18 protein-coding genes, 1 tRNA gene and 3 pseudogenes are annotated in these 20,439 nt (G+C 37.0%); 12 read left to right on the top strand and 10 right to left on the bottom strand.

What is annotated here, in order from left to right; translation table 11 throughout:
• Positions 1-328: 328 nt before the first annotated feature.
• From FDY99_RS04545 to FDY99_RS04540, 3 genes are all read left to right on the top strand, one after another.
• Positions 329-2,347 (top strand): BCCT family transporter, encoded by a 2,019-nt coding sequence (locus FDY99_RS04545; RefSeq protein ID WP_034980100.1) that lies wholly within the window; start codon positions 329-331, stop codon positions 2,345-2,347.
• Positions 2,348-3,039: 692 nt separating this feature from the next.
• Positions 3,040-3,216, top strand: coding sequence for a hypothetical protein (locus FDY99_RS22925; protein ID WP_162304141.1), 177 nt, complete (start codon positions 3,040-3,042; stop codon positions 3,214-3,216).
• A 193-nt stretch (positions 3,217-3,409) separates the two neighbouring features.
• On the top strand, positions 3,410-4,636 hold the full coding sequence (locus tag FDY99_RS04540; protein WP_073334159.1) for a cation:proton antiporter: 1,227 nt from the start codon (positions 3,410-3,412) through the stop codon (positions 4,634-4,636).
• Between the two features lie 106 nt (positions 4,637-4,742).
• Here FDY99_RS04540 and FDY99_RS04535 read toward each other — a convergent pair whose 3' ends face one another.
• The 3 genes from FDY99_RS04535 to FDY99_RS04530 form a co-directional block, all read right to left on the bottom strand.
• The gene (locus FDY99_RS04535) at positions 4,743-4,955 is read right to left on the bottom strand and encodes a hypothetical protein (RefSeq protein WP_139419513.1); all 213 of its coding nucleotides are present in this window, start codon (positions 4,953-4,955) and stop codon (positions 4,743-4,745) included.
• 154 nt (positions 4,956-5,109) lie between these two features.
• Entirely contained in the window at positions 5,110-5,253 is a 144-nt protein-coding gene (locus FDY99_RS22920) for a hypothetical protein (RefSeq protein ID WP_155845857.1), read from the bottom strand.
• An 86-nt stretch (positions 5,254-5,339) separates the two neighbouring features.
• Complete coding sequence (locus tag FDY99_RS04530; RefSeq protein ID WP_139419512.1) at positions 5,340-7,187, bottom strand: chloride channel protein; 1,848 nt, start codon at positions 7,185-7,187, stop codon at positions 5,340-5,342.
• 329 nt (positions 7,188-7,516) lie between these two features.
• On the opposite strand from FDY99_RS04530, the gene FDY99_RS23635 reads away from it, so the two are divergent.
• Both FDY99_RS23635 and FDY99_RS23630 read left to right on the top strand, forming a co-directional pair.
• Entirely contained in the window at positions 7,517-7,765 is a 249-nt protein-coding gene (locus tag FDY99_RS23635; protein ID WP_317041433.1) for a hypothetical protein, read from the top strand.
• Positions 7,766-7,913: 148 nt separating this feature from the next.
• A pseudogene (locus FDY99_RS23630) lies at positions 7,914-8,180 on the top strand (dihydrodipicolinate reductase C-terminal domain-containing protein); the annotation flags it as partial.
• A 61-nt stretch (positions 8,181-8,241) separates the two neighbouring features.
• Here FDY99_RS23630 and FDY99_RS04520 read toward each other — a convergent pair.
• The 3 genes from FDY99_RS04520 to FDY99_RS04510 all read right to left on the bottom strand — a co-directional run bounded on the left by FDY99_RS04520 (position 8,242) and on the right by FDY99_RS04510 (position 11,845).
• A complete protein-coding gene (locus FDY99_RS04520; RefSeq protein ID WP_073334158.1) occupies positions 8,242-9,528 on the bottom strand; it encodes a DUF389 domain-containing protein in 1,287 nt (428 codons plus the stop codon).
• A complete protein-coding gene (gene nhaA, locus FDY99_RS04515; protein WP_073334156.1) occupies positions 9,521-10,864 on the bottom strand; it encodes a Na+/H+ antiporter NhaA in 1,344 nt (447 codons plus the stop codon). The genes FDY99_RS04520 and nhaA overlap by 8 nt, the downstream gene beginning before the upstream one ends.
• Positions 10,865-10,963: 99 nt before the next feature.
• Positions 10,964-11,845 (bottom strand): IS982 family transposase, encoded by an 882-nt coding sequence (locus FDY99_RS04510; protein WP_073334154.1) that lies wholly within the window; start codon positions 11,843-11,845, stop codon positions 10,964-10,966.
• A 77-nt stretch (positions 11,846-11,922) separates the two neighbouring features.
• Here FDY99_RS04510 and FDY99_RS04505 point away from each other — a divergent pair.
• The 4 genes and pseudogenes from FDY99_RS04505 to FDY99_RS04490 form a co-directional block, all read left to right on the top strand.
• Positions 11,923-12,369, top strand: a pseudogene (locus FDY99_RS04505) (site-specific integrase); the annotation flags it as partial.
• 261 nt (positions 12,370-12,630) lie between these two features.
• Positions 12,631-12,819, top strand: a complete 189-nt coding sequence (locus FDY99_RS04500; RefSeq protein ID WP_028123103.1) for a DUF3606 domain-containing protein — start codon at positions 12,631-12,633, stop codon at positions 12,817-12,819.
• A gap of 95 nt (positions 12,820-12,914) precedes the next feature.
• Complete coding sequence (locus FDY99_RS04495; RefSeq protein ID WP_034981618.1) at positions 12,915-13,157, top strand: DNA polymerase ligase N-terminal domain-containing protein; 243 nt, start codon at positions 12,915-12,917, stop codon at positions 13,155-13,157.
• A 306-nt stretch (positions 13,158-13,463) separates the two neighbouring features.
• On the top strand, positions 13,464-14,540 hold the full coding sequence (locus FDY99_RS04490) for a UvrD-helicase domain-containing protein (protein WP_139419510.1): 1,077 nt from the start codon (positions 13,464-13,466) through the stop codon (positions 14,538-14,540).
• 121 nt (positions 14,541-14,661) lie between these two features.
• Here FDY99_RS04490 and istB read toward each other — a convergent pair whose 3' ends face one another.
• On the bottom strand, positions 14,662-15,399 hold the full coding sequence (gene istB / locus FDY99_RS04485) for an IS21-like element helper ATPase IstB (protein WP_139418563.1): 738 nt from the start codon (positions 15,397-15,399) through the stop codon (positions 14,662-14,664).
• A 12-nt stretch (positions 15,400-15,411) separates the two neighbouring features.
• Positions 15,412-16,962 carry an IS21 family transposase gene (gene istA, locus FDY99_RS04480; protein WP_139419508.1) on the bottom strand — a complete coding sequence of 517 codons (1,551 nt, stop codon included), beginning with the start codon at positions 16,960-16,962 and terminating at the stop codon, positions 15,412-15,414.
• Positions 16,963-17,142: 180 nt separating this feature from the next.
• Here istA and FDY99_RS23625 point away from each other — a divergent pair.
• The 3 genes and pseudogenes from FDY99_RS23625 to FDY99_RS04465 all read left to right on the top strand — a co-directional run.
• Positions 17,143-17,220 (top strand): annotated as a pseudogene (locus tag FDY99_RS23625) (invertase); the annotation flags it as partial.
• Positions 17,221-17,793: 573 nt separating this feature from the next.
• Complete coding sequence (locus FDY99_RS04470) at positions 17,794-17,955, top strand: DUF2624 family protein (RefSeq protein WP_139419506.1); 162 nt, start codon at positions 17,794-17,796, stop codon at positions 17,953-17,955.
• Between the two features lie 18 nt (positions 17,956-17,973).
• Complete coding sequence (locus FDY99_RS04465) at positions 17,974-19,545, top strand: recombinase family protein (protein WP_139423762.1); 1,572 nt, start codon at positions 17,974-17,976, stop codon at positions 19,543-19,545.
• Here the strand turns inward: FDY99_RS04465 and FDY99_RS04460 are convergent.
• Positions 19,499-19,578: transfer RNA gene (locus FDY99_RS04460), tRNA-Leu, on the bottom strand. The genes FDY99_RS04465 and FDY99_RS04460 overlap by 47 nt on opposite strands.
• 93 nt (positions 19,579-19,671) lie before the next feature.
• On the bottom strand, positions 19,672-20,439 hold the full coding sequence (locus FDY99_RS04455) for an MBL fold metallo-hydrolase (protein WP_139419504.1): 768 nt from the start codon (positions 20,437-20,439) through the stop codon (positions 19,672-19,674).

The raw sequence follows: 20,439 nt of genomic DNA, 5'->3' as shown, positions 1-20,439 counted from the left end.
TTTGTACCCATAACCGAAGAGTTATCGAAATATTTGGTGGAAGATTTAGAAAGAATTTCAAAATTATCAGGAACAAATTTATAAACTCTGTATATCATTTTTTTCTGTTGTAGGCTAAAGATAAGTTATATTATTGTCCTAGTATTTTCTATTGCTGAAAAAATAATATGCTACACTTTGACTGTTGAAAATCTTTAAGAAGAGTGTGAACGAATAGAAGAATAGTACAGAGAAATGTTGCAATACTTACGAGTCTTACAGAATGTTCTTACGGTTTTACTATTTTAAAAGCTGTATATTTGAAAGTACTCTAACAATTTCTTTTTGTATGAATTCATCCAAACCCACATCAAAAATCAGATTTACATTCGATAAAGGGGTCACCATACCCAGTTTAATATTTATAGTGGGGATATGTATTTTCTCAGTATTGTTTCCTGTTGAGATCAAGGCTGTTTTAGATGTGATTAAGAATTTTATTTTTGTAAATCTCAACTGGGTGTACGTATGGTGTGTGACCATATTTGTGATATTTCTCGTGTTTCTGATGTTTAGCAAGTACGGAAAAATCAGATTAGGCACTAACGACAGTAAACCTGAACATTCTTTTTTTTCCTGGATTTCCATGCTTTTTGCTGCCGGCATGGGAATAGGACTGATGTATTTCAGCGTCGCAGAACCAATGCAGCATTATTCTACAGATGCTTTTTCTGAAAGCCATATTATCAGCAGGGCAAAAAATGCACAACTTTACACCTTCTTCCACTGGGGTATCCATGCCTGGGCAATTTATGGTCTCGTAGGTCTCTGTTTAGCATATTTTACCTATCGTTACAGACTTCCTTTGTCACTCCGCAGTTGCCTGTATCCATTGTTAAAGGACAGAATTAAAGGTAAATGGGGCGATGTGATTGATATATTTGCTTTATGCAGTACCTTTTTCGGTATTACAACAACGCTGGGATTTGGGGTTGTTCAAATTAATTCAGGATTAGAAACGATGAAAATCTTGCCCGAGACGGGATTCACCTATCAGATATTAATTGTTCTAGTCTTAGTATCAATCGCAGTTTTTTCCGCGACATCAGGAGTTAATAAGGGAGTTAAGATCTTAAGTAATATCAACGTTGTTATCGTTATTATCCTCCTTTTATTTGTCCTGTTTTTAGGACCGACCGTTTATCTGATTGGAAGTTTCACCTATGGTCTGGGCAATTATATCAATAACTTTTTTGACCTGACTTTCAACACCCACGTTTATGAGGAAAAAACACTCTCTTGGTTTTATAACTGGACCATTCTCTATTGGGCATGGTGGATTTCCTGGTCACCTTTTGTAGGTTTATTTATTGCTAAAATTTCAAAAGGAAGGAGTATCCGTGAATTCATTGCCGCTGTTTTGATTATTCCCACATTATTCAATTTTATCTGGATGTCGGTTTTTGGGAACAGTGCTATTTGGTTTGACTTCAACGTGGCGAATGGCGCACTAAGTGCCTTGGTTTCTGATCCTGATGCTTTGATGTTCAGGTTTTTAGAATATCTTCCACTTTCCAAAGTTTTAAGTTTTATTGTTCTGGCAATAATAATAATCTTTTTCGTTACTTCAGCAGATTCAGGAATGCTGGTAATGGATAGTATATCCTCAAAAAATTCAAGTAAATCACCTAAAATCCAAATGGTATTCTGGGGAATACTTCTGGCAACATTAGCCCTTATGCTACTTAATGCAGGCGGGCTTCAAGCATTGCAGACGATGACACTTATCACTGCGCTGCCGTTTGCAGTCATTATGATTTTATTTGTTGTCTCATTGATGAAAGCACTAGTGATAGATTACCGATACTATGAAAAAGGACTTTCGGTTTCTACAGTACCTTGGTCAGGCGAATTCTGGAAAGAACGGCTAAAAAAAATTGTTTCTTTCAAAACGAAAGAATCCGTGAAAACGTTTATGGACGATCAGGTCTTGCCTGCTTTCACAGAATTAAAGGAAGAATTTTTATTAAATGGAATTGCCGTTGAGATCAATTACTTACCGGACGATTTAAAGATCCATTTAGAGATCCATCACGATGTGGTCAATAATTTTATCTATGGCGTGATGGGGCAGAAAAGAATCGTTTCCGAATACATGGTGGATGATGACAACCTACCAGACCTGGATAGCAATGTTACGTATTTCCCTAAAACCTATTTTGGGGATTCACGGGAAGGATACGATGTCCAGTACTTTACCAAAAATGAGTTAATCAGCGATGTGCTAAAACACTATGACCGGTTCCTTAAGATAGTAGCTGAAGAGTCAAACGAAATGTTTATAAGCAGTGATAATAATTCTCTATAGACTTAATAATTTAGTCCAAGTTTCAAGCAAATGGATTTCGGTACACTTAAAAAAGACAAATATCTTAATTCCGGATAGATAATTTTAATTAATGATGATGAGATTTTCTAACTGTATAGCATTTTCTATTTATTAAATCTTCCAATGAGTCAAAAGATATAATGGTGGACAAAATTGGCATTAGTAAGTTCTATTAAGAGTATTTTGATAATCAGACTTTGGTGCACTCAATGCAAAAGACTAAGCAGGAAAATCTTCTGGAGTATCTATCGGTGTTGGAATTTTTTGAGGCAGCGACTCTTCGTGTGATCAAAGTGGAGTAAGAGAATTATGGAAAGGACAGAAAAGTCCTCTAACCTGGGTGACTCCTTCTACTGGTATAGGATTTTGAACAGACTTAGATACGAAATTATTCTGTTCAACTATTAGCGCATGGCAATAAATATTTTAAGATGAGAACTACAATTTTTTCTATTCTAGCAATTTTTTTTGTAGTTATAATTTTTATTTTCTACATAGATAGTGGAGTAAATAATGATAAATTTATTATACAAGATATAAAGGCTGGCTTCGACGGAATCGTTTTAAAAAAAGTTTCTGTTAGGTCTAATGATCTCTTAACTCATATCAAAATTAAATCAAAAACTAAGGATACACTAGTATTCATAGGCCAAAATATTAATAATATTAAAATGGACGATTCAATCTATAAACCAGCAGGTACTCCATTTTTGTTTATTAAAAGCCGGAGACAGACGAAAAGAATAAATTATAGTTTAATTCCATCAAGATTATTATATAGTGACGATTTCGAGGCTTCATGGAAAGACAGTTGTAAAACAACATGGAAACATATTGTACAACAATAAAAAATATTTGTCAATTTTCGTAAATCGAGCTAGAAAAGTTCGGCATCTGTTGGGTGTATTTCACCATAAGAAGCCGTGGCGGGATATTTGATATTTCACCTCAAGCCGCTTGAGTATTACAGCTTCGCCTAAACGTACTGAATATTACAGCAATTCAAAAAATACTTTTAGCAATAATAAATTTACGTTCTCTATGGATCAATATCTGATTATTTTAGTAATACTCGGCGCTGCCATTTTCAGTGTGACATGGATGCCCAAAATTTCAAAAAAAACTGGCATCTCGTACTCTATTTTTTATGTAGCAACAGGGTTTGCACTTTATCTACTGGCTCCCGATCTTCTGCCAAACCCAATGCCTCAAAAAAATGAAAATCTGACGCTTCATTTAACCGAGTTGATTGTTATTATTTCGCTTATGGGTACTGGGATCAAGATCGACCGGAAATTTTCTTTTAAAACCTGGTCATCCCCGTTGAAACTTGTAAGTTTTACCATGTTATTGTGTATTGGTGCAGCAGCGGTAATGGGCTATTATTTTTTAGGTTTCGGTCTTGCTTCAGCAGTACTTCTTGGTGCTGTTCTTGCTCCGACGGATCCTGTCCTCGCATCGGATGTACAGGTGGGACCTCCAAATGAGGGAATGAAATCAGAGACCAAATTTGCGCTCACGTCAGAGGCTGGACTCAATGACGGAGTCGCTTTCCCATTTACCTGGCTTGCCATTACTATTGGTCTTATGTTCACAGGCAAAGAAAGCAGCTTTTTAGAGTGGTTTGCTCTTGATGTTATCTACCGAATAGTTGCCGGTATTGTGATCGGATTTCTATCAGGCAAAGGTTTTGGCATTTTGTTATTCAGAGTGTCCAAAAAATATGAGATCCTACGAACCAGAGATGGTCTGGTGGCAGTTGCTGCTACTTTACTAGTGTATGGTATAACAGAAATTGTTCATGGTTATGGATTTATTGCAGTTTTTATCTGTGCAATCACACTAAGGCATTTTGAGAAAGATCACCAGTATCACGATACACTTCATTCTTTCACCGATCAGATAGAAAGGCTGCTAGTCTGCCTGCTACTGATTATTTTCGGAGGAGCATTAGCAATGGGTATTCTAGAACCCATAACTTTGAAAATGGTTGTGTTTTCGGTAACTTTCCTGCTAATAGTAAGACCTGTCTTTGGATGGCTGGCATTGAGTTCCTCAAAAATGAAAAACAAAGAAAGGCTGGCGATCGGATTTTTTGGCATCCGTGGGATGGGTTCGATATTCTATCTTGCATTTGCTTTCAGCAAATATAATTTTGAACATCAGGATGAATTGTGGGCTGCTGTTTCTTTAACGATTCTCTTTTCAATTTTGATTCATGGCCTTACGGCGACGCGTGTCATGGAATATCTTAAAAGAGAAGCATAGGATCAGTAATACAGGGGTCTACAGAAAAAAACCTCACATTTTAAGAAAATATATTGTTCCTGACCGCAGTAACGTATCCTTAGCGTATTGATGGCCTTGAATTCAATTATAATGATTTTGAATCTACATAATAAATTCTCTGTAATACTAAATGATATATTAGCGCACCTGAAAAGTAGCAGATAATATCTATAAAATCAGCTGTATATCTTGCTGATAGTAACGGACATATAATTTCAAATACAATGGTCAGATTAAGTGCAGCTCCCAGCAAAAACTTCAGATCCGGTCTCCAATCCGGATAATAGGTGAGCTTCATGATTTTCATTATCGTATAACTGAACATAGGGACACTGTATAGATCAGTCAAATGATCATTGATTAGAGGTATGAGTATTCCATTCCTTCTCAAAAATGCGATAATTCCCCAAATGATAAGCCCTCCAATAAACCAATATGAAATATTTAATTCTTTAGACATGCATTGCGCCTAAGATGATGCTCAATATAATTTGAATGACTTTTAGAAAAATATTGACATCAGGTTTTTGTTTGTCTTCAGCTGAATTATCTTTATTTTCGCTGTCTTCGTAATTAAATAATTGCTTTCCTTCCATTTTTTTTCTCAATCATAACAAAATTCATTCCTACTCCACTTGTCTATTAATAGGTACATAATTTTAGATCCTTTTGATAGTAATGTTTAATTGGAATATCCTTTCAGCAACTGCCTGTAACTCATTAAAATCGATGATTTCGAAATAAACCCAAGGAAGATATTCTGCTGATCGACGACAGGCAAGCTCCACGTACCAGTGTTGTCAAAGATCTGGAGTATCTCTCTCGGCTTATCGTCGGGATGGATGAATGCTGCCGGGGCTCTCATTATTTTTGTTATCGTAAGGGTCAAATCATTTTCATCATTGAAAAAATAAGGTCTGATATCATCTAACGTTAGAATACCTCTTAACTTTTTATGATCATCGATAACTGCGAAAAAATTCTTGTTCCCGTTCTTAACTAGATCAGACAATTCTTCTATTGAAGCATTTTCATTAATGGTTTGGGAGTATCTATCAATGAAATCTTCTGTATGGAGTGAGAAAAGAAGATTCTCGTCATGCTGATTCGTGAAAATCTTACCCTGGTCGGCCAAAGATTTTAGTTCTGGGGATATCGGTGAAAACCATTTTGCAATGAGGTAAGAGATCACTGAAACGATCATCAAAGGTATAAAAAGGTCGTATCCAAAACTGGACTCAGCAATTAGAAATATGGCAGTTAGCGGGGCGTAAAGAACACCGCTCATCGCACCGGCCATTCCTACCAGAACTAAGTTTGATACAGGAACGTCCTTAAAGCCGATCTGCTGGCAGATTACGGCAAATAAAAATCCGACGGTTCCTCCTGCAAAAAGTGATGGTGCAAAATTACCTCCGTTTCCGCCGCTGAAAATGGTGAAAGATGTTGCAAAAGCCTTTAACAGGCATACACAAATTAGAAATACAATGATCGTCCATTCTTTGATGTCAAAATATCTAAAGAGACTGTTTTCGATGATCGAGTTGGTATTACCATTGGTAAAAGCTTTCACGGTATCGTAACCTTCTCCGAACAGTGGCGGAAAAAGCACGCAGAGTAACGATAGGATGGCACCGCCCAGCATTGCCTTCCGCAATCTGGACATTTTCAGACCTTTGATAAAATGCTCTACCTTTTGGGAAACCATTAAAAAATATCTTGCATACAGTCCTGTGACAATACCTAATATAAGATAGTAGGGTAGATTCCTGTAATCAAATGCTTCTCTGGTATGGAACCTAAAAAGTATATCTTCCTGAAGCAGAATTCTGGATAAGAGGCTACCACATACCGCAGCAACTACCAGCGGGATAAAATCCGTAAAGACCACGCCTGTCAGTAGGATTTCAAAGGCAAACATGACCCCTGCGATAGGAGCGTTGAAAGCAGAGGCAACACCAGATGTGGCTCCGGCTGCCAAAAGTAGTGTTCGTTCCTTGTAATTCAGGCGGTATGTCTGCGCGTAATTGGAACCAATGGCCGCACCAGTCACAGCGATAGGGCTTTCTAAACCGGCAGATCCTCCGAGACCTACGGTTATTGCACTTTGGACAATTTGGGAATAGGTCTTCACGGAAGAGACGATACTCGAATTCTGAGCGATCTCATACAATATGGCGCCTATCCCTTTTCTGTCCTGTCCTTTGAATATCGTCAACACGATGCTGGTTGTCAATACGATTCCCAAAAAAGGAAAAATGATATAGAACAGGATCTGATATTCAAAATGAACCTTGTTCGTGATAAAGAAATGGATATTGTGTACTATTGTTTTCAGCAGAACACCAGCCAGACCTGCTGTACAGCCCACTAGGATTCCGGAGAGAAGTAAAAACTGGCTGCGGCTGAGCCTGTTGTTGAGCCAATGGAGGATCAATTCATAGCTGCGGGCCTTTTCAAGTCCATATTTTTGGAAGTCTCTCTTGAACCTGAGAAAACTTATATATCTTTTTTTATTGTTGATATTCACTTATTTGGATCGCTTTTATTAGCGCTAGGATCTTGATTAGAATGCGCAATTTTTAGGGTTATTGCAAATATACCAAAAGCTTATGGGATAGGCATCTCTATCTCAGTAAAATCAATAAGATCTGTATCCTAAAAGTATGGTAGAAAACGATCTTTCATTTTTTTTGTATCTTACTACGATCAATTATTCGAAATCATCAATTAAAAAATATAAAAAATTGTAATTATGAAGATAGGATTATTAGGATTTGGGAAGGCAGGTAAAGCGGTAGCAAATGTCATTCTTCAGCACAAGGATTTTCACTTGAATGGGTTCTGAAGAAAACTGATATGCTTAATAAGCTTTCTGCAAAAGATATTCTTGGAATATCTTCACCGGATGACGCATTGATCTATTCTCAAAGCAGCACGGACATTGAAACATTACTTGAGGATCATCCAGTAGACTTTATTATTGATTTTTCCAACGAAGAAAGCATTCATCTTTATGGCAAGGTCGCAGCCCGTAAAAAGATCAAGATCATCTCAGCCATTTCGCATTACAGAGAAAATGACATCAGAGTTCTGAAGAACTTGTAAGGGACACTGTGGTTTTTTGGTCGCCTTATATTACGCTGGGCGTCAACTACTTTTTGTTTGCGGCATTGCTCTTAAAAAATATAGCGCCGGTGTTAATATAGAAGTGGTTTAAGAACATTTTAAGGCAAAATCCGGTGTTTCGGGAACAGTAGTGAAAATTGCGGAAACTTTGGATATAGAGACAGAAAGCATCAACTCTGTCAGGGCTGGCGGTATCGTTGGAAAACACGAGGTCATATTTGGATTTCCTTACCAGACCATTCGTCTTGTCCACGAGTCAATATCACGAGAGGCTTTCGGAAGCGGTGCATTGTTTGTCGCTGAGAACCTTAAAAACAAACTGAAGGGAATGTACAATTTTGAAGACATCCTGCGACCTTACTTTTTCGCTCAGACTCCAGATATGTTATCTTAAAATATATCTGTGGAAAATGCCATTCCAAAATTGGAATGGCATTTTTGAAGTATATTTCAATCTAGTTTTCAGAATTGTTTAAAAGTTTGACATTTTTCTCATTCAGTCTTTTTTCAAGCCAGCTTTTAAGCTGTAATTCATTCACTTTTTTTCCAGAGTAGATCATCACAAATTGGAGCCTTGCACTGTCCGTTTCGGGATATTGGGCTATCTTTCCGTAAGAAACGCCGGACATATCCGGATATAGGATCTGTATCTCTTTGCCTAATGTGGAGTCTGACACTTTATAATTATCCAGTTCTGACCGCAGGCTGGATAATGCTATGTCCTTCTCCGATAAGGTAGTGTTGTTTTTGTTGATCTCACTCAGTATCTCTGATTTCAGATCGGAATTGTTTTGCCTGAGGTTTATCTTTGTGTTTGCAAGCCCGTTATCAGAAAGCATCTTGTTGTAAGACTTGATCTCTTCGGCAGTGAATTTTTTATTTAGGAATGCAACGTCGATGGTCTTGGGATTGGCGTTGTAGTTTATCTTTTTGTAGATCAATGTGTATCCATTTTTTTCAAATTCTTTCTGAAGAAAAATTTCTGCGGTCTTCGTGAATTTCTTTTCATTGTACAGATTGTAGGCCAGATATGAACTGGGAACGATCATTACCAATATTAAGAAAGATATGCTGTACCTGATCCTTTTTTCATATTTGCTGTCAACAATAGAGGAGGGATAATGCAGATATTTCACAACAAGAAAAGTCGCAATGCATATGAAAAAGCAGTTGATCGTATAAAGGTAAAAGGCACCCAGAAAATAGGAGAAATTAAAAGTTGCCAGACCAAATCCGGCGGTGCACAAAGGAGGCATCAATGCAGTGGCGATCGCTACGCCCGGAATAGGATTTCCCTTTTCTACCCTGGTTATCGCAATGACCCCGACCAGACCACCAAAAAATGCGATGAGAACATCGTAGATGTTAGGTGCAGTCCTTGCCAAAAGTTCTGACTGTACATCCTTGAAGGGACTTATGTAAAAGTAGAATCCTGAAACCAATAAACTCACTACCGTTGCGATAAGAAGGTTCTTAAAAGATTTCTTGAGCAGAGGAAAGTTATAGGTTCCAAGCGCAAATCCTGCTCCTACAATAGGACCCATCAATGGAGAAATAAGCATGGCCCCAATAATGACCGCAGTAGAATTGACGTTAAGCCCAACGGATGCAATGATGATAGCACAAGCTAATATCCAGAGATTGGAACCTCTGAACGAGATGTTGGACGTCACATTTTCCAGTACTTTATCCTTTTTCTCCTCACCATTGTGAAGATTAATAAAATTAAAGATATTATTCATCGGTTTGAGTTGGTTTAGAATCTTTGTTAAGAATGATATAGCCTATGATTCCTCCGATCAATGAGGCTGCAAATATGCCGATCTTTGCCTGTGTCTGGTATTCTTCGTGGCTAAAGGCAAGGGAGGTCACAAACAGGGACATTGTAAATCCAATGGATGCCAGAAAACCAAGTCCGAGCAGATTACGGATATTCATTCCCTCAGGTAATTGGGCAATTTTTAGTTTAATAAAAACAGCAGTGAAGCCGACAACACCTAAGACCTTTCCGACCAACAAGCCCAATGCTACACCCAATGCGATATTGGTGTCAAATAAACTGTTAAGGTCAATATTAAACGATACCCCGGCATTGGCTATTGCAAAGATCGGGATGATAACGAAAGTTACAACGGGATGCATTGCGTGTTCCAATATCTGAAGGGGAGGAGTGGCGGCATTTGTCGCCTCATTGATCTTTTCCAGGACATGCAGCTGGTCGTTGGTCAATGTAGGTGTATTTTCAGTAGGGTCTAAATTTTTAAACCTTTCCAGATAGCTGCTGATCTTGGCAATGAACAGATTTTCCTTGATCTTCACATCTGCCGGAATGGTAAAAGCCGCCAGAACAGCAGCGATCGTGGCGTGAACGCCTGAAATTACAAAGCATGTCCATACACCGCAGATACCAAGGAATGCGAAAAAAAAGATCGATCTGACGCCAAGCTTATTCCCCAGGTACATCACTGCAAGAATGCCAAGTCCTATCAGCAAGTAGGTCATTTCAATGTTCGATGTATAAAAAAATGCGATTACCAGGACTGCTCCCAGATCATCTACGATTGCCAAGGCAGTTAAAAATACCTTCAAGGAGAGTGGGATCTTTTTTCCCAATAGAAAAAGCACGCCCAAAGCAAAAGCAATATCTGTGGCCATAGGGATGCCCCATCCCTTATGCATTTCTCCGGAAGGATTGAGCAGTAGGAATATCAATGCCGGCATGACCATTCCCCCAACTGCCGCAACAATGGGAAGCATGGCTTTCCGCGGATTGGAAAGCTCACCACCGATGATCTCCCGTTTAAGCTCAAGCCCCACCACGAAAAAGAAAACAGACATCAATCCGTCATTGATCCAGTGATGGACGGTAAAATCGAAAAAACTTTCCCCATTCCATTGAAATCCAAAGGTCTGCTCCAGAAAATGATGGTAGCCATCGGATAATGGTGAATTGGCCAAAATCAAAGCAATGATCACACTGATCCCTAAAAGTAATCCTCCGGACTTTTCCTGCTGGATAAATCGCTGAACGGGCTGTGTGATCTTGTCGATCGGCTTTGTGGGGTAACTTTTGATCATAGTTAATTGTTATAGATAACTGCAAATTTATGAATACTAAAGATAAAAATAGGGGAACATTGCAAAGTTATTTTTAATATACTAACTCGTAGTGCATTATTAAATTAATTCAATTTTAAGTCTATTCATTTTTCTACTGAAAACAAAAACATTTACAAACTGAATGAAAGTTAATGCTGTTATTTTGCTCAATACCCTTTTTTTAAAACCGTTAAAAGATTTTGCGTAATTGTTTCTGATTTTAAATTGGTCGCAAAGTTGAGAGAATAAAGTCTCAATTCTTTTTCTGGATTTTCTGAAAATATATTTTTGTTTTTGATAATTTTTTTGGTTGTTTCTCATGGGTGTATCCAGCTTTATATTCGCATAATTGAACAAATCTGTTTGCACTTGGGTGGATAAATAACCCCTGTCTCCAATCAACGTACAATTGTTCATTTGATGCTTGATATCTTGCAAAAAATGAATATCATGAATGCTTGCTGTAGAAATATCAAAACTTTGGAAAACTCCGGAAACAGAACAAACAGCATGTAATTTGTAACCATAATAATAACTCGATTGAGAAGCGCAATAACCTTTGCTGGGAAACGAAAATTCATTTTCCTTACAAATTTTAGAGCGGTTCGCTCTTGCGTTTTTACAGATTTCTAAAGGCATCGAATCTACAATAAAAGTGGTTTCCATCTCATTAAATTTAGCAACCATAAGTTTTCTAATATTTTCCAAGTGTAAGAAAAGCTTTCTTTTTCTGCGATTAAACACACTTCTCTCAATCATTCCCTTTAGTTTTGAATTAGAGAGGTATCTAAACAACTGATATTCTGAATCTATCGATAAATATTCCGCAGAAATATTTATTGCAATGAGCTCTAAATCAGATAATTTTGGTTTAATTGGTTTGAAATAAAAATTTTCTTTGATGGTTAATTTTCTTAATTCCTTTAAAATAAAATCGTAAATTGCATCTAGGTTATTCATAACGTATTAGATTGATAGTCAATACAATATACGAAATTTTCGTATTATGAGTAACCTTTTTTATAATGCACTACGGGTTAACATACCAAAATATCAATTTAGGACTTGATGGTTCTCAATGGATCTATACCAAACGTCAGAAAACTAAAACTACTTCTAATATTCCCTTGCTTTCTCAAACAGAGAAAATTATTGAAAAGTATAGAAATCACCCTGTATGTCTTAATACTGGAAAGTTGCTGCCTATTCTTAGTAATCAAAAAATGAATGCATATCTTAAAGAGATTGCTGACCTGTGCGGAATTAACAAAGAATTGACCTATCATATTGCACGCCATACTTTTGCAACAACGATCACTTTATCTAACGGGGTTTCAATTGAAAGTGTGAGTAAAATGCTAGGTCATAAGAGTATTAAGACAACACAGCATTATGCCAAAATACTTGATGAAAAAGTCAGTGAGGATATGATGGAATTGAAACAGAAATTTATTGATAAAAAGAAAATTGCAATAAGTTGTTAGGTTATTTGGGTTGACTGAAGGATTCTTATTTTTATTAATTATTTGAAAATCACTGAGAATATGGAATTATGTGATGTGACTTTTGTACAAAAACTTATTTCTAGGCAGCCAATTTCGTATTCCTGTGGATAAGGCTCTGTAAATGAATATTGGTTCTTCTTTTGAAACTTTTATTCTACAATCAACATGTAATCTTCGCTTTGTGGCTATTGATGTCATTACACTGGCATTTTATTTGTTTCTTTTCATCAAAATCACATTATGGCAGACAATAAATCAAAAAAAGACCAGCGTGACCGCAGCCAGGTCAGTGGTTCTGAAAATTATGAAATTCAATATTTCAAAGATAAACTGGGCGTAAGCTCACAGGCAGTAACCGGAGCAATCCGGGCAACGGGGTCTAATGACCGCAAGACACTTGAAGCTTATTTAAAAGATAAGCATAAATAATAATTTAAAAAGCAAACAGCAAACAGCAGAAAGCTTTTTAATGATCTGATCTTTCTGGCATTGTCAGGGAGATTTTTTTTGTTAAAGAAATTAATATGAGCTTATCAAAATATCATAAAAAAAGATCAGAAGACAAAACACCTGAACCCTTCGGCGGTGTTCCGTCAGGAAAAGAATTGAGATTTGTCGTTCAGAAACACGATGCTTCACATTTGCATTATGATTTTCGTCTGGAAATGGATGGCGTCCTGAAAAGCTGGGCGGTACCGAAAGGGCCTTCACTGGATCCGAATATCAAAAGACTTGCGATGATGGTAGAAGATCATCCGTATGGTTAAAAAAAACATTAGAAATTGATTTATTTCCTTCATCTGATATCAATACAGAATATTTAAAAGAATGCTTTAAAAACTTAGGACATTCAAAATCTTATGATAATTTAATTGAAAAAACAAGGGAAAATCCTGAACTTTGGGAGTCTGAGTTAATTAAAAGAATTGACAATACTATAAAAAAGGGAAGGTTTGCTCAAGAACTAAGTATTTTAATTGAGGGAGGGGCGCTAATTTATGGGGAATTCATTGTGCCAGGCTATATTAAAAATGCTATTACACACATTGCAAATTGTAAAAAAATTTCTATAAATGCTAAATAGTAGGCAGAAGAAAGCAGCATTTGAAATCTCTGGAAATACAATAGTAAGCGCCTCTCCAGGAACAGGTAAAACAAAAACTCTAATTGCTAGAGCACAAAAAAAACTTGAGTCTATTCCTAAACATAAGTCTTTAGCTCTTATAACTTATACAAATGCTGCCGCAGATGAAATTGCTAGTAGATTAAATACCGATGATAAAGATATATTTATTGGTACAATTCATAGATTTTGCCTTGAATTTATATTAAGACCCTTTTCTTGGATTTACAAATGGCATAAGCCAAGAATAATTTCATATGATGAGCTGAAAGAATTTATAGAAATAAACTCCGATATTGAGTTAGGAGATAATCCACTTGATGAACTAAGTAAAATAAAAAGACTTTTAAATGGTGATTTAGATTGTTCAAATACTGATAACATTGAATCGTGGATATATATTTCTGAATTATATTTCAATTTCTTAAGAGATAAAAAGGCAATAGATTTCAATGAAATTTTATTCAAATCACATAAGATTGTTTCTGAAAATGATTTTGTTGCACAATCTATAGCAAATAAATTTTACGAAATATCGATTGATGAGTTTCAGGATACAAATATATTTCAATACGAAATTTTAAAGGCTATTCGAAATGAATCTGAAGATTGTACATTTTTTATGGTTGGAGATGAAAAACAAAAAATATATGCCTTTGCTGGAGCTATTGATAATGCATTCAGTAGAGCATCATATGATTTTCAAGCAGAAATAGAAAATTTAGATACAACATATCGTTCTACTACAAATATAGTTAAAGGATACTCAATTCTTTTTAAAGATCATATTGAATTACAGAATGATTCAAAGTACAAAGACTTTAATTTTGATATAGTAATTTGTGAAACCAAAAATGACAATAATAATGATTACATAGCTAATACCATAGCCAAGCTTATAAGTGATGGTAAAGCTGAATTATCCGATATTGCTATATTAACAACGAGTTGGAGAGATGCTTATTTCATAAGTAAGTCACTTCGTCAAAAGTATCACGTGGTTGGTCTTGGGTGTAAATTCCAGTGATATTGACCACCCAATTTCAATTCAAAGTGACCAGGTAATTTCGGTTTAAATTGACCACCCTTAAATTTGATAAAAACTCTTGTTTTTCATGTGTCAATTAGTATTCAAATATAATAAATAATTACTCCCTGTTAACTCCTCTCTTTTTTCTCATAGATTCCCCCTGGAGTTCCAGGCGGTGAGACTGATGTATAAGTCTGTCCAGAATAGCATCGGCAATGGTCTTTTCACCAATAATGTCATACCAGCCCTGCACCGGGATCTGCGATGTTACAATGATGGATCCGTTGTTGTGACGGTCTTCTATGATCTCCAGAAGGGTTATCCTGTTGGCACTGTCCAAAGCCTGAAGACCAAAATCATCAAGGATGATCACATCCTGTCTTTGTATTTTTGCAAGTTCGCGCAGGTATGACCCGTCTGCTTTTGCCATTTTTAGTTTGGCAAACAGCTTGGAAGTATTAAAATAATTGACCTTGAAGCCTTCGATACAGGCCTGATAGCCCAATGCGGTTCCCAGGTAACTTTTACCCACGCCTGTACTTCCTGTGATCAGGATGTTTTCATTTTTTTCTACGAACTCACATCCTGCAAGACGCATTACCAGATTACGGTCGAGATTGCGGGTGTCATCGAAGTTGATACTTTCAATACTGGACCTGTAATGGAACTTTGCATTTTTGATGCTTCGCTCTATGCGCCTGTTGTGCCTCTCATCCCATTCGGCATCGATGAGCATCGATATAAACTGGTCGAGGGTATAATGGTCTGTCCTTCCGCTTTCAATAGCGGTCTTAAAGGCATTGTGCATGCCGTAAAGCTTCATTTGCTTCATTTTGCTCACTGTCGGTTCGTTCATAACTGTTGATATTTAATGATAATATTGTTTTCCTCTGATGTTGCCGTGATCAGGCAGTTCCTGCTCCTTTTCTTCTTTTTCCGGATCGATCATCTGATCCAGATTGTTCTCCAATATCTTCTGTACGGTCTTAAAGCTGTAGATCTTAAAATCCAATGCCCGTTTACAAGCATTTATCAATCGCTCTCTTCCTACTTTCTTTTCGAACTTCAGGATTCCCAGGCAGCTTTTGTAAGCTTGCTCGGGATGATTCCGACTGTCGATAATTTGGAGGATATATTCTCCCACTGCAGTATCAATACTGTTTGCCCAATCGATAAAGCGGGCAGCACTCCATCCGGCCACGAACTGGTGGGTGCTGGCTAAATGTTCTGTAATGGTCGTGTAGACATAAGGCTTGTAATTGCGTCTGTGCATCGCGATCCTGTTGTATTTATAGTAGATCTCCACAGTGGAAGATGTGTATAGGATCTTGATCTTTTTCTTGATATACTGGTACGGAACACTGTAGTAGTTCTTATCCCGGCTCAACTGTACGTGCCCGTTCTGCATCACTGTTGCAAAGGATTGGTACCTGATCTCAAAACGACGCTCAGGCAGTGGGCGCAGCTGCTGCTTCTCGTCCTCCAGGAACAGCTCGTAGCGGGAGTAAGGGCGTCCTGTGAGCTTGCGTTTGTTATGAGAGTCCAACAGATCCCAGATCTCACTATTTAGTTCATCCAGGCCGCAGGATCCCTGTTGAAGGTTGGCGTAGATCCTTCTGTACAGGATCTTTACCGCTCCCTCTACCAAGGATTTATCCCTCGGTTTGTAAGCCCTGGCAGGCAAGATGGTCGTTTCATAATGTTCGGCCAGATCGGCCAGGGTCTCATTGATGGTGGGTTCAAAACGGCTGCTTTTGATCACTGCGGATTTTAAATTATCAGGAACGATCGCTGCCGGTGTGCCTTCAAAAAAGCGGATGGCATTTTCTACAGAACGTACAAAATCTTCCTTCTGCTGGCTCATAGAGGCTTCAGCATACGTGTACTGGCTTGCTCCCAGAATAGCTACAAAAAACTGAACTTCTTTAAGCTCCCCGCTTTCCTTATCAATAATGGAGAGTGTTTTCCCTGCATAATCGACATACATCTTATCACCGGATTTGTGATTCATATGCATCACCGGGTTCACACGCTTGCCCCATATCTTGTAATGATGCCGGAACTGTGAACTCTGAAAACCATCAGGATGCAGTGCAAGATATTGCTCCCACATATGATGGATAGTGATTCCTACCTTTTTGAGCTCACGTTCCATCTTTGGGAAAAAATCGTACAGGGACTGTAGTTTGGGGCTAATGGACTCCGCGGTGGTATTGGAAAACAAAAGTTCCAGCTCGGCATCTGTCTTGGCATTGATCGCATCAAGGTTTAAGCCCAGAATCTCATACAATGAGATGTATTTTTTAACGGTATTTCTGGAAAGGGATAAATAGCTGCTTATAAATAACTTGCTCTTTCCAGTGCTGTAGAATTTTATGACTTTTCTAATTTTACTCATGTCTGTTATTTTATTTGCCATAATCCGCTTTTTTTAACGAATGTATGACGCTAACATCATGAAAAAATCAAGTCGTTTTTATCTCAAATATAACCCAGATAACAGGTGGTCATTTTGGACCGGAAAGTGGTGGTCACTTTGCTCCGAAATCAGTGGTCAATTTACTCCGAAATTAGGTGGTCAATTTGACCGTCTTTTCCATCATATTCCGCTATAGGTCGAATCTTGGGTGTACATCGATTGACTGTGTCAGCTTTTGTAAAGGATAGGATGAACTAAATTGTTTTATTAAAAGAGTTGAATCTCCCATATCGGCAAAAATAGCAGAATTTCATTCATAAAGTTTTTATTCTTGCCGATATTTATAAATATGTCACAAAATCATACTGTCTGCAGAACTTAGTAATCACTCAATGATTAGAGATAAATCATAAAATTATCTAATTTCATTTCTACTTTATCTTTTGGAGCCAAAGTGAAGTTAGAAAAAATTATGGAATTTTCAGACACTACCTAAACTGATTTTTACATCTGATTGATTATTTATATATTAGCTACATATTAGAATGACGAATTTCTACCGCAACAATTTTCTCTGTGTTGCTATTTAAAATTTTTATACGGAAAATCAATCAATTAATGTAATATTTTACAGCAGATCTGTGTACGTAGATTTCACTGATGAAACATATACACAGGTTATCTTCACGCAAGGGGATGAAGATCATAAATAAGAATTTACCTTTAATAGATTAATAATGAATCAGCACTTCTATGCCAACTGAAACACATGAGTGTCATAACTAATGATGATTAATTGTGCCGAATATTTTTATTTAAAAGATATCGGTTATGGAAAGGACACCTGAGATTAAAAATATTAGCATTGAAGAGGTTATCAAAATATTTAAAGAAGAGGAGGGAGTTGAATTAACAGTTCCTGAAGCGGAACAAATTGTAGAATTTCTAAAAATGCTATTAACAGTAACTATAAGGCAGTTTTTAGATGAATAATATTTTAAGATTGTAAAAATGAAAAAAGCAGATTTATATATTCGTGTTTCAACTGATGAGCAGGCAGATAAAGGGTATTCACAAAGAGATCAGGAAGAAAGACTGAGACGCTACTGTGAAAATAATAGTATCGTAGTGGGACAAGTCATTTATGAAGATTATTCAGCCAAGACCTTTAACAGGCCTGAATGGATCAAACTGCTAGATACACTTAAGAGAAAGAGTTCAAGAACCAATTTATTGTTGTTTACAAAATGGGATCGTTTTAGCAGAAACGCCGGCGATGCCTATCAAATGATCAATATCCTCAAAAAGCTTAATGTGGAACCGCAAGCCATTGAACAACCCCTGGATCTTTCCATTCCCGAAAATAAGATGATGCTGGCAATCTATCTTGCTGCACCGGAAGTTGAAAACGACAGACGTGCCCTGAATACCTACTATGGAATGCGTCGTGCAAGAAAAGAAGGAAGGTTGATGGGAAGGGCGCCTTATGGATATGTCAATAAGATCACGGAGAACGGGAAGAAGTATGTCACTCAAAAAGAACCAGAAGCTTCCAATATGAAATGGGCATTTAATGAAATGGCGAAAGGCGTTTACTCAGCCAGCCAGATCATGGATATGATGAACAAACGGGAAGGGAAAACTGTAAAAGTCAGTGCTTTTCTTGCCGGCTTAAGGAATACTGCATATTGCGGAAAAATTTATGTAGAACAATACAATGACGAGGAGGCTCATTTTGTTCCAAGTATTCATGAACCTTTGATCAGTGAGGAATTATTCGAAAAAGTCCAAAATATAATGGATGGCAATGCAAATCTTGCAAGACCCAATGTAAAAATATTATCTGACGATAATCTTCCCCTGAGAGGATTTCTAATCTGTCCGGAATGTGGTCATTTAATAACCGGTAGTGCATCTACAGGACACTCTAAGAAATATTATTACTACCATTGTCAGTCACCATGCGGATATCGTTATAAAGCAGAAATTATCAATAATAAATTCTTGGAAGTACTGGAAGCTTTAGAAATGAGGGAGTCCATCAAAAAATACTTGAGAAAGGTCTTGAAACACAATTTTGAGAAGTTTATCGATAATCCTCAACATCAAAGAAAAAAGGTATTACTTGAAATTGATGGACTGAATAACAGGTTAAAGTTGGCAAGAAACAAACTGTTGGAAGATGTCATTGATAATGAGGAATACTTGGAAATTAAGACTGATTGCAAGGACAAAATTGAAAAGTTAGAAAGCAACCTGACCAAAGTAAAAGATAAAAACAAAATAGATTTTCCGAAACTACTTGACCATGCATTATCGAACGTTGTAGATCTTGCTAAAGTCTTTAGTAGTGGGGATATCACATTGAAACGTCAAATAATTAGTTCGATATTCCCTGAAAAATTGGAATTTTTTGAAAATCATTATCGAACTATGCGACCTAACGTTTTGTTGTCCTATATCTATCAGATTAACAATGATTTACGAGCTAAAAAAAACCGGAAAAATAGTGAATTATCACCTCTTTCCGGTCTTGTACCCAGGACCGGGATCGAACCGGTACTCCTAAGAACTGGTGTTTGAGACCAGCGCGTCTACCAATTCCGCCACCTGGGCTTGATGTTTACTTCAAACGTTATTGTTTGTTTCAAATTGGTGTGCAAATATAGGAAGTTTTTTCAATGTTCAAAAGCTTTTTGAAGAAAAATTTTAAAAATTTATTTCCAAACCATCGTAGGCAAGATGTATTCCATCAGGAAGTAGCTTATCTTCAATATCATGCAATCCAAAATGATGACTGATGTGAGTTAGAAATAATTTTTTAGGTTTTAGCTCATTATGTAAATTAATAACATCCGCCAATACAAAATGAGCGGGATGAGGATCAAATTTTCGGATACAGTTTAAAATAAGTACATCTAAATCTTGTAGTTTTTCCTTTTCTGAATCAGAAATAAAATTGGCATCAGTAATATAGGCGAGCTTTTTAAACTTATATCCTAAAATAGAAATCTTGTAATGTATTACTTCGATAGGAGTAATTTCTGTATCTACAACAGTAAACTTTTCGTGAGTGATTTCGTGCAAATCAAAGGCAGGCGCTCCGGGATAACGAATGTCTGCAAAAGCATAAGGAAATCGGTTTTTAACTTCCTGTCCAACTCTTGAGAGACAATAAATGGGCATGTTTTTGCCACTTTTAAAAATAAGGGGACGCATATCATCCAAACCAATCACGTGATCATTATGCTCATGGGTAAGAAGCGTAATGTCGATGTGATTTTCTTTATTGATAAGCATTTGCTGCCGAAAATCGGGTCCGCAATCGATCAATATTTTCCTGTTTTCATCGGTGGTAATCATCGCTGAAGCCCGGAAACGGGTGTCTTTTGGATTTTGAGAAGTACATACCTCACAAGTGCAGCCTATAACGGGGACACCTTGGGAAGTTCCGGTTCCTAAAAATTTCAACTTCAT

Source organism: Chryseobacterium mulctrae, from assembly GCF_006175945.1.
Classification (GTDB): Bacteria; Bacteroidota; Bacteroidia; order Flavobacteriales; family Weeksellaceae; genus Chryseobacterium; species Chryseobacterium mulctrae.
Note: the sequence above shows the minus strand (reverse complement) of the source record. Positions and strands in the feature narration are given on the sequence as shown.